A 9,334-nucleotide genomic window follows, 5' to 3' on the forward strand; every position below is an offset into this window, starting at 1 on the left:
GAGTTCGGGGCGCTCCCACTCCTTGCCCAGCACGTGGTGGTCGACGAACGCCATGACCGTTTGGTACCAGACCATCGAGTTTGACGGCTTGAGGATCCAATGGTTCTCGTCCGGGTAGTAGAGGAACTTGTGCCCGCGCACCTTCGCCTCGCGGTTGAGCGCCTGCCACAACGCGTGCGACTGACTGACCGGCACGCGGTAGTCCTTGTCGCCGTGAATCACGAGCATCGGCACCTCGATCTTGTCCGCGAACCGGTGCGGGGAGTAGGTGGCCTCCTGAGTGGGCATCATCCACTCGTACCACGAGCCGTTGTCCGTGGTTCCGGCCATCTGGCCGACATTCCACAGCGACGCATGGCTGACAATGCACGAGAATCGGTCGCCGGTGTGCCCGGCCATCCAGTTCGCCATGTACCCGCCGTACGACCCGCCTAGCAGGGCCGTCCGCTCGCCGTTCACATCATCGCGCGCTTCGGTCGCGTCAATGAGCGCCAAGATGTCCGTGTAAGGGGCGTCGCCGATCGCGTCATTGCCGCGGTCGATCATCGCCTGCCCGTAGCCGGTGGAAATCGCCGGATCGGGGAGCAACACCGCGTAGCCCTTTTCCACGAATGGCCCCGGATTCCACCGCCACGTCCAGTCATTCCACGAGCCCCACGGGCCGCCGTGCGCGAACACGAGCAGCGGCGCAGGCTCCGCCGCCGACGCACCCTCCGGCAGACACAGCCATGCCCGCACCTCGGTGCCGTCCTCGCCCTTCGCGGTCACATTCTCGACGCTGCCCGGCACCCTGACCGCCGGCGTCAGCTCGGCCAACTCCGTCACCGCACCATCCAAGGCCACCTTCACCGGCCTGCCCGGCTCGTTGATCGCCGAGCGCAGCGCATAGACCTCGCCGTCGCGCACGCCAATATTCGTGTAGGCGTAGTCGTCATCGGTGATCAGCGTCGCCGTTCCATCCTTTACGACGACGACGTACAGCGACTCGCGCCCGAGCCTCGCCGCCTCGAGCACGAGGGTGTCGTTATCTACCCACTCCATCGCCGAGGGCCAGTCGTCAAAGTCGGCCGGAATGCGCGTGCGCTCACCGGATTCGCGATCCCACAGCTCCACCCACACGCGGAGCGGATCGCCGTCCATATTCCCGGACTCTGCGAATACCAGCGCTTTCGAGCCGTCGGGGGAGTAGGGACCATTCTCATACGACGTGTAGTCGGCGACGTCCTCGCGCGCGCGGGGCGCGACGGCAACCTCGCTCGCCTCGCCCGTGGCTAGGTCGATCTCATAAACGGAGCTCACCTGCTCCGTGGACATGGCCACTGACTGGCTTATCGTCACCAGCGCTCGCGAGCCGTCCCAGCTCACGCTGACTCCGCCGAGCTTGCCCATAGGTACTTCCACCGGGCGTAGCGTCATTTCGGATTCGGGAAGTTTGGACTCGTCCTCGGCCTCTTCAGGCACGGTCGCCGAAAAGTCATCGAGCTCTGGGGCGTCGGCCACGAACAGGTGCGGGTAGGTGGGGCCGAGGTCGTGATCCCAGAAGCGCACGGGAAAGTCCTCGTGCAAGATCGCAGACACGCCGCGATCCTTGCGCTCTTTCGCCACCTTCGCGGCGTCCTCCGCCGAGTGCCCCACGAATGTGTCCACGGTCAGCACCAGCTTGCCCCCGGCTGCGGAAACCGCCGAGATCGAGCCGGGCGTCCGCAGCACTACCCGCGCCTCGCCAGCCGGCGGGAGCATCCACAGGGCGTTTGAATCGGCGTCGTCCCGGTCGTCGTCGCGCCCGGACGTAAAGTACACCTCGCCGCGTTCGCCGATCTCCATGAGCCCCTCGCCCTTCACGGAGCGGGTGAGTGTGCGTGGGACGGCGTCCGTGATGTCCACGAGTGAGGACACGTAGGAGTCCTTCTTCTTGGAAATCCGCGCCACGGTGGCGATGGTGCGGCCGTGCTTGGTGGTGAGCCGGGTGGTGCGCGGGTGGGAGACGAACGAGTCGAGCGAAGCAAAAATAGTCATGACGCAATCGTAGTGCAGGGCGCTCCCACATTCCGGCCCGCGCGACGAGGCCCGTGCCCCTTTGCAATGAGCCTTGCTCCCCGAGCAACGAGCCCCGCGCTAGGAAAGGTCGAACTTCGCGGCCGGATAATCGGTACGCCGGGCGAGAATGCGCGCGATCTGCTCGGCCGTGCGCCAGCCTCCGTTGAAGATCTGGGTGCCGGGGCCGAACATTCGGCCGTTCACGAGCGGGCCGGCGTCCACGGCATCAAACCCCATCGCGTCCACGAGGTAGGCGGCGCGCAGACGGGCGGAGGCGTCGTCGCCGGCCACGCCCTGGGCGCGGCGGTAGTCGGCGGAGCGCGGGCGTGCGTCAAAGGATATGTCCGAATAGGCCATGTGGTTCATCGTCTTCACGACGGCAGACTCCGCGAAGTGCTCCTGCGTCACGAGGCTCGAATCGCGCGGGGAATCCGCGAACGCGGTGGCGGCGTCGAGCTTTGGCCAAAAATTCGTCACGTCCACGACCAGCTTGCCGGCCAGCGCCGCGGGCGGAATTGACTGCATGGCGGACAGCGGGATTGCGAGGAACACCGGCGTTGCATCGGGAAGGGAAGGAATACCGACGACGTCGATCGCGGCGGCTCCCGGCACCGTATTGGCAAGCTCGGGTGCAAGTTGCGCCGCTGGGCGCGAGGCGGCCACCGACGTCGTCGTTCCAAGGGACACGAGGTGCTCGGCAATTGCGATGCCCTCGAGGCCTGCGCCGATGACGGCCGCGCCGTGGGCAAGTACGTCCATGATTCTCCTTCGTCCAGGCCATCTTAGGCGGTGCCTGTTTTTCGGTGTCGTAATGCTCGCGCACACAGTAAAGTATGTGGGAACCGCACCTTGCGCGCCTCGCACAAATCGTTGGTAACTCAATGAAGAACAACGAAACTCGGGCGTGACCTGCACCAAAAGCGGGTCGTGGGGATGTTCACGAGTCATTCACTCACTCGTTGAACTGGTCACGTAGGGTCGGGCTTACGGTTGCGTCAACGCCGACGCAGATGTCATATACGAAGGGATGTTTTGTGAAGAAACGATCGATAGCCGCATTATTTGCGGCATCAACGATGGCCATACCCCTGGCCGCACTCCCGGCGCAGGCGGCGCCGGACGGCTCGAACGTCGTCATCAATGAAGTTTATGTACATGGTGGCAGTAAGGCTGGCATCTACCGCGACTACGTCGAGCTCTACAACCCCACAGAGGCGCCGATTGACCTGAATGGCATGTCGCTTCAGTACTTCTCGAGCAGTGGCACCGGGGGCAACGGGACAACTGCGTTGACGGGAACTGTCGCACCTGGCGGCTACTACCTCGTTTACGGCGGTACTAACGACAACGACGCCGACGCCACTGACCTCATCGTCGATGCGACTGGCAGCATGAACATGAGTGCTTCTAACGGCTCTGTTGTTCTGTTCAATGTTCAGGATCGGCAGACGGTCTCGAATCCGGTTGATACGACGACGCTTGACACGGTTGTCGATGCGTTCGGATGGGGCTCGGCGGGTATCAAGGAAACGGCTTCTTTTGGCACATCCACGGCGGCGGGTGAATCGTACCAGCGCGCCGTCGAGGGCGTTGATACCGATAACAACTCGGTGGATTTCACGAACGCTGCGCCAACCCCGATGTACTCGGGAGGCTCCGCGCTTGAGGAGTCGACGGATCCGGGCGAAGACCCGACGGATCCGGGCGAGGATCCGACCACGCCTCCGGCTGGCGAGATCACCCCGATCGCTGACATTCAGGGCACCGGGGCGGCCACCCCGCTGAACGGCCAGACCGTGACAACCGAGGGCTACGTGACCGCGGTGTATGCGACCGGCGGCTTTAATGGCTTCTACCTCCAGACGGAGGGCACGGGCGGCACCCATGACGGCGAGGCCTCGCACGGCATCTTCGTCTACGCGGGCAACAACTCGGCGCTCGCCTCGTTGGAGAAGGGGCAGTTCCTGCGCGTGACCGGAACCGCTGGCGAGTATAACGGGCTCACCCAGCTCACGAATCCGACGTGGACGGCTGAGGAAGCGCCGGAAACCGCCGTCGCTCCTGTGCCGGTGACGATCGACGTTCTTCCGGATGGCGATGCGGCTCGCGAAAAGTACGAGGGCATGCTCATCGCCATCGAGGGCGACTACACGATCACGGATAACTACAACACGAACCGCTACGGCGAGCTTGGCCTCGCACCGGGGCTCGAGCCGTTGCTGCAGCCCTCGCAGGTGTACAACCCGACGGAAAATCCGGCAGAGATTGCGGCTCTTGACGAGCACAACAAGAATGCCCGCGTCAACCTCGACGACGGCATGTCGTGGGATCTGACGCGCTTCAATCAGAACAACGATCTGATCCCGGTTGCGTACCTGAACGTCAACGATCCGGCGCGCGTTGGTGCGCAGGTCGACTTCCTGCAGCCGATGGTCTTGGACTACCGCAACAACTCCTGGAAGATTCAGCCCACCGAGCCGATCAACCTGCCCGGCGCGGACGATCCGGCGAACTATGTGGACAACACTGACCAGTGGGTCGACTTCCTCAACAATGAGCGTCCGGCGGCTCCGGCTGATCTCGGCTCGGACGTCACGCTCGCAACATTCAACGTCCTCAACTACTTCACCACGACCGGCGAGGACGTGGCATGTCGCGGTGGATACCCGGATCGCGACGGCGTCTACGTCACCGCGAATAACTGTGACCCGCGCGGCGCGTACCACGCCGATGACCTCCAGCGCCAAGAGCAGAAGATCGTCGCTGCGATCAACGAACTGGACGCGACCGTCGTCGGCCTCGAAGAGATCGAGAACTCGGTGCACTTCAACAAGGATCGCGACCAGGCGCTCAACGATCTCGTTGCCGCGCTGAACGCGGACGCCGAATACACCAAGTGGGCGGCCGTCCCGTCGCCGACCAACGTTCCGGCGAACGAGGACGTCATCCGTCTGGCGTACATCTACCAGCCCGACGTCGTCCAGCCTGTTGGCGAATCGAAGATCCTGATCGGTCACGAGGCCATCACGGGCACGGCACGTGAGCCGCTCGCGCAGGAATTCGAGCGCGTGGACGGCACGGGCGAGACGTTCGTGGCAGTGGTCAATCACTTCAAGTCGAAAGGTTCGCTGACCAATCCGGGCGATGAGGATTACTACCAGGGCAACAACAACCGCCTCCGCGTCGAGCAGGCCAAGGCCACGCGCGCGTGGGTCGAGGCCGAGTACCCGGGCAAGTCGATCTTCATCATTGGCGATCTGAACTCCTACGGCGCCGAGGATCCGATCCTCGAGTTCACGAACAACGGATACACGGACACCACCACCGAGACCGGCAAGTACACCTACCAGTTCGGCGGACTCGTGGGATCGCTCGATCACGTGCTCGCCAACGAGACCGCAATGGATCTCGTGACGGGCGTGGACATCTGGGAGATCAACGGCGATGAGCCGATCGCGTTCGAGTACTCGCGCTACAACTACAACGTCAAGGTCAACGACCTCTACGACGACGGTCCGTTCCGCTCATCGGATCACGATCCGGTGATTGTGGGCATCGACCTGCCCAAGGACTCGCCTGAGATCCCCGAGCAGCCCGAGGCCGACGTCGAGTACGGCGAATGGACGGACACCACGGTGAACGTCGAGGATCGGACGGTCAACCAGGAGCGCACGGTGACGACCACCGAGTACGTCTGGAACGCTGAGGCGTTCGAGTGGGAGCTGGGTGAGCCGGTCGAGACGATCGAGACCCAGACCCGCCCGATGACTCAGGAAGAGATCGATGAGCTCTTGCCGCCGGCACCGGTGTGCGAGGTCATGGATCGACCGACCGTTCTGGCCGGCGCAACCGGCCGCTTCGGCGAAGCCACGGGCGACGTGTACGCGGACGTCTGGGCAGTCAACGGTGACGGCGAGCTGCATTTCTACAAGGGATACCGCAGCGGAATCGCGCACCAGGGCATCGTGGGTTGTGACGTCCAGGTGACCTCGCTGACGAAGATCTCGGACGTCAACGGCGATCGTCGTGCCGACTTCATCGGCCGTCACGCCGACGGATCGATGAACTTCTACTACTCGACCGGCGACGGCTTCCTCCGTCCCGGAGGCAAGGTCGGCCACGGCTGGAACGGCATGGATAACATCATCTACGCCGGCCAGCTCGGTGCGGGCAGCGACGAGTACGTGGTGGCGCGCCAGGTCGCAACCGGCGATCTGTACCGCTACAAGCTCACGCCATCCGGACTGAGCGGCACCACCAAGATCGGCCACGGCTGGGGCGGGATGAGCAACATCCTGTCGGTCGGCAACCTCGTGGGTAGTGGCAATTCTGACCTCATCGGTATCACCGACGACGGTCGCATGATTGCGTACGAAGGCCTGCGAGATGGCACCGTCAAGACCCATGGTCAGATTGGCCATGGCTGGACGTCGTTCGATCAGGTGTTTGTTCCGGGTGACCTCACCGCGGACAGCCGCTTCGATCTCGTCGGCGTTCGTGGCGATGGCAAGATGTTCCGCTACGCCAACGGTGGCAACGGCTGGTTTACACCGGCTGTCCAGATCGGCCACGGTTGGACGAGCATGGAGATGATCAACTAACCGCCAATGGTGAATGCCCCGGAGGAGTGGCCTGATGGCCACCCCTCCGGGGCATTTGCTTGCCGTGAGCCTGTTCGCGCTGTGGCTTGGGCTGCGGCTAGTTCTTGGGCGAGACGCCGACGTTGCCGGACTCAGCGCCCTCGGCACGGAGCTTGTTGCCCTCGTCCTCGATGCGCTGGCCGACCTCCGCGTCGATGTTCTTCCAGTACCAGATCACACGGCCCCAAACCTCATCGGTCAGATCAGGAGCAACGCCCGAGACGGTCTCAACGAGACGGTCGCGCTGGGCGTCGTCGAAGACCTCACGCACGAGCGCGTGTGGCTGCGACCAATCGTCGTCGTTCTCTCGAAGCGTGTACGCCTGGCGAACCATCTCGCCGTCGGACTCCCACGAATCATCCACGACGCCCTCGTAATCGGAGTACGGCTTGCCCTTCGAATTCGGGACGTAGCTCGGCTCGTGGCCGTTGTGGTGGAACGTCATCGGGCCGTCCTGCTTGTAGGTGACCACCGGGACGATCGGGCGGTTGACCGGCAGCTGGTCGAAGTTCGGGCCGATGCGGTAGCGGTGCGCATCCGCGTAGGCGAACACGCGGCCAAGGAGCATCTTGTCCGGCGAGAAACCGGTGCCTGGCACGAAGTTCGACGGCGCGAACGCGGCCTGCTCGATCTCAGCGAAGTAGTTCGCCGGGTTCTCGTTCAGGGTCAGCTTGCCGACCTCGTAACGCGGGTACTCCGACTTCGGCCAGACCTTCGTCAAGTCGAACGGGTTGATGTGGTAGGTCTTGGCGTCCTCGTAGGGCATGACCTGCACGTGAAGCGTCCAGCTCGGGAAGTTGCCCGCTTCGATGTTCTGCCACAGGTCGCGGCGGTGGAAGTCAGAATCCTTGCCGGCCATGGCCTCGGCCTCGTCGTTCGTGAAGTTGTGAACACCCTGGTCGCTGAGGAAGTGGTACTTGACCCAGAACTTCTCGCCCGCGGCGTTGATCCACATGTAGGTGTGCGAGGAGTAGCCGTTCATCGTGCGCCACGACTGCGGCAGGCCACGATCGCCCATGAGGTAGGCAACTTGGTGTGCGGATTCCGGGTTGAGCGTCCAGAAGTCCCACTGCATGTCGTTGTCGCGAAGACCGTTGGACTGCAGGCGTTTCTGCGAGTGGATAAACATCGGGAACTTCATCGGATCGCGGACGAAGAAAATCGGCGTGTTATTGCCGACCATGTCGAAGTTGCCCTCTTCGGTGTAGAAGCGGGTCGAGAATCCGCGCACGTCACGCCACGTATCCGGTGAACCCATTTCACCGGCAACGGTGGAGAAGCGGGTCAGCGTGCGGGTCTTCTTTCCAGGCTGAAGGAAGTCCGCCTTCGTCCACTTCGAGACGTCCGCAGTCACTTCGAATTCACCGAATGCGCCTGCACCCTTGGCGTGCGGGCGACGCTCCGGAACAGATTCACGGTTGAAGTGGGCGAGGCGGTCAACGAGGTGAACGTCGTGCAAAAGCAGCGGGCCGTCCGGACCGACCGACAACGAATTGCGGTCGGAAATTGATGGTGCGCCGTTGTACATCGTGGCGCCCGTGGGCTGAGTGGATGCCTGAGGCATCGGTTGGTGTTCTGCCATGGTCTTCTCCTTTTATTGGCGATGGCCATTTCATCGCTGGTGCGATCTGCTTTCAACCCTATCGTCAATTCCGGAATGACTCCAATATAGACGGGTGGGCTTCGCTGATGGCATGGGTGAATGTGCATAAGTCCACGTGTTTGTGGCGGACAGGGCCCTGCGCAGAAACTGCGCGAGGTCCGATGTGAAAGAATCGCGCCATGAACGGCAGATATGCACCGTCCCCGACCGGCGACCTCCACATCGGAAATCTCCGCACCGGTCTGCTTGCGTGGGCGTTTGCGCGCCGCGAGGGACTCGACTTCCACATACGGATGGAAGACCTTGATGAGCGATCGAGGGCAGAGTTTTACTCGCGGCAGCTCAATGACTTGGCCTCCGTGGGTATTGACTGGGACGGGGACGTTCTATACCAGTCCACCAGGGGTGATCGGTACACGGAGATTTTCGAGGATTTGCTCGAGCGGGGCCTGCTGTTTGAGTGCTACTGCACCCGGCGGGAACTGGCTGAGGTCGCATCGGCCCCGCATCGCCCGCCGGGATCGTACCCGGGCACGTGCAGAAATCTGACAGAAGCCGAGCGCGACGCCGGGCGGGCAAAGCTGACGGGCATGAGCCGAGGCCCTGCCTACCGGCTCAAGACGAACGCCGATGCCCTGCCGGTGGCGGATCGGATCGCCGGGCAGTACACGGGGGTGGTGGACGACTTTGTGATCCGCCGCGGCGACGGTGCATACTCATACAACTATGTGGCCGTCGTCGACGATGGTGACTTCGATATCACGCAAATTGTGCGTGCGGACGATTTGCTTTCTTCCACGCCGCGCCAGGTGTATCTGCAACGGCTGCTCGGCTTTGAGACACCGGAGTACATCCACGTGCCGCTGGCTGTGAACCGCGAGGGCGTGCGGCTCGCGAAACGCGATGGCGCCGTGACCCTCGGAGATCTCGCCGAATTCGGCTGGACCGCTTCCGATGTGAGAGCACTGCTCCTTGATTCGCTTGGGCTGCCATCGGACGCTGAGCCAGTAGACATCTCGCCAGAGGCCATCCCTCGAGAGCCGTGGCTCGTCGA

The 9,334-nt window shown here is 63.0% G+C and carries 5 protein-coding genes; 2 read left to right on the forward strand and 3 right to left on the reverse strand.

The window, feature by feature from the left end; translation table 11 throughout:
* Both ACHFFR_RS06215 and ACHFFR_RS06220 read right to left on the reverse strand, forming a co-directional pair.
* Positions 1 to 2,016, reverse strand: a 2,016-nt coding sequence (locus ACHFFR_RS06215; protein WP_394263401.1) for an alpha/beta fold hydrolase, incomplete at its 3' end; no start/stop codon positions are given.
* Between the two features lie 99 nt (positions 2,017 to 2,115).
* Positions 2,116 to 2,796 (reverse strand): NADPH-dependent F420 reductase, encoded by a 681-nt coding sequence (locus ACHFFR_RS06220; RefSeq protein ID WP_394263402.1) that lies wholly within the window; start codon positions 2,794 to 2,796, stop codon positions 2,116 to 2,118.
* Between the two features lie 317 nt (positions 2,797 to 3,113).
* Here ACHFFR_RS06220 and ACHFFR_RS06225 point away from each other — a divergent pair, with 317 nt between their 5' ends.
* The gene (locus tag ACHFFR_RS06225; protein ID WP_394263403.1) at positions 3,114 to 6,638 is read left to right on the forward strand and encodes an ExeM/NucH family extracellular endonuclease; all 3,525 of its coding nucleotides are present in this window, start codon (positions 3,114 to 3,116) and stop codon (positions 6,636 to 6,638) included.
* 97 nt (positions 6,639 to 6,735) lie between these two features.
* On the opposite strand, the gene ACHFFR_RS06230 is transcribed toward ACHFFR_RS06225, so the two are convergent.
* Positions 6,736 to 8,259 (reverse strand): catalase, encoded by a 1,524-nt coding sequence (locus tag ACHFFR_RS06230; RefSeq protein WP_394263404.1) that lies wholly within the window; start codon positions 8,257 to 8,259, stop codon positions 6,736 to 6,738.
* 200 nt (positions 8,260 to 8,459) lie between these two features.
* Here ACHFFR_RS06230 and gluQRS point away from each other — a divergent pair.
* On the forward strand, positions 8,460 to 9,334 hold an 875-nt coding region (gene gluQRS, locus ACHFFR_RS06235; RefSeq protein WP_394263405.1), incomplete at its 3' end, for a tRNA glutamyl-Q(34) synthetase GluQRS.

Origin of the sequence: Trueperella sp. (assembly GCF_043424875.1) — a bacterium.
Taxonomy (GTDB): domain Bacteria; phylum Actinomycetota; class Actinomycetes; order Actinomycetales; family Actinomycetaceae; genus Trueperella.

Excerpts from the sequence above, each read along its gene's own strand:
- ACHFFR_RS06220 (WP_394263402.1), bottom strand. The coding sequence starts at position 2,796 with ATGGACGTACTTGCCCACGGCGCGGCCGTCATCGGCGCAGGCCTCGAG.
- ACHFFR_RS06225 (WP_394263403.1), top strand. The coding sequence starts at position 3,114 with ATGGCCATACCCCTGGCCGCACTCCCGGCGCAGGCGGCGCCGGACGGC.
- ACHFFR_RS06230 (WP_394263404.1), bottom strand. The coding sequence starts at position 8,259 with ATGGCAGAACACCAACCGATGCCTCAGGCATCCACTCAGCCCACGGGC.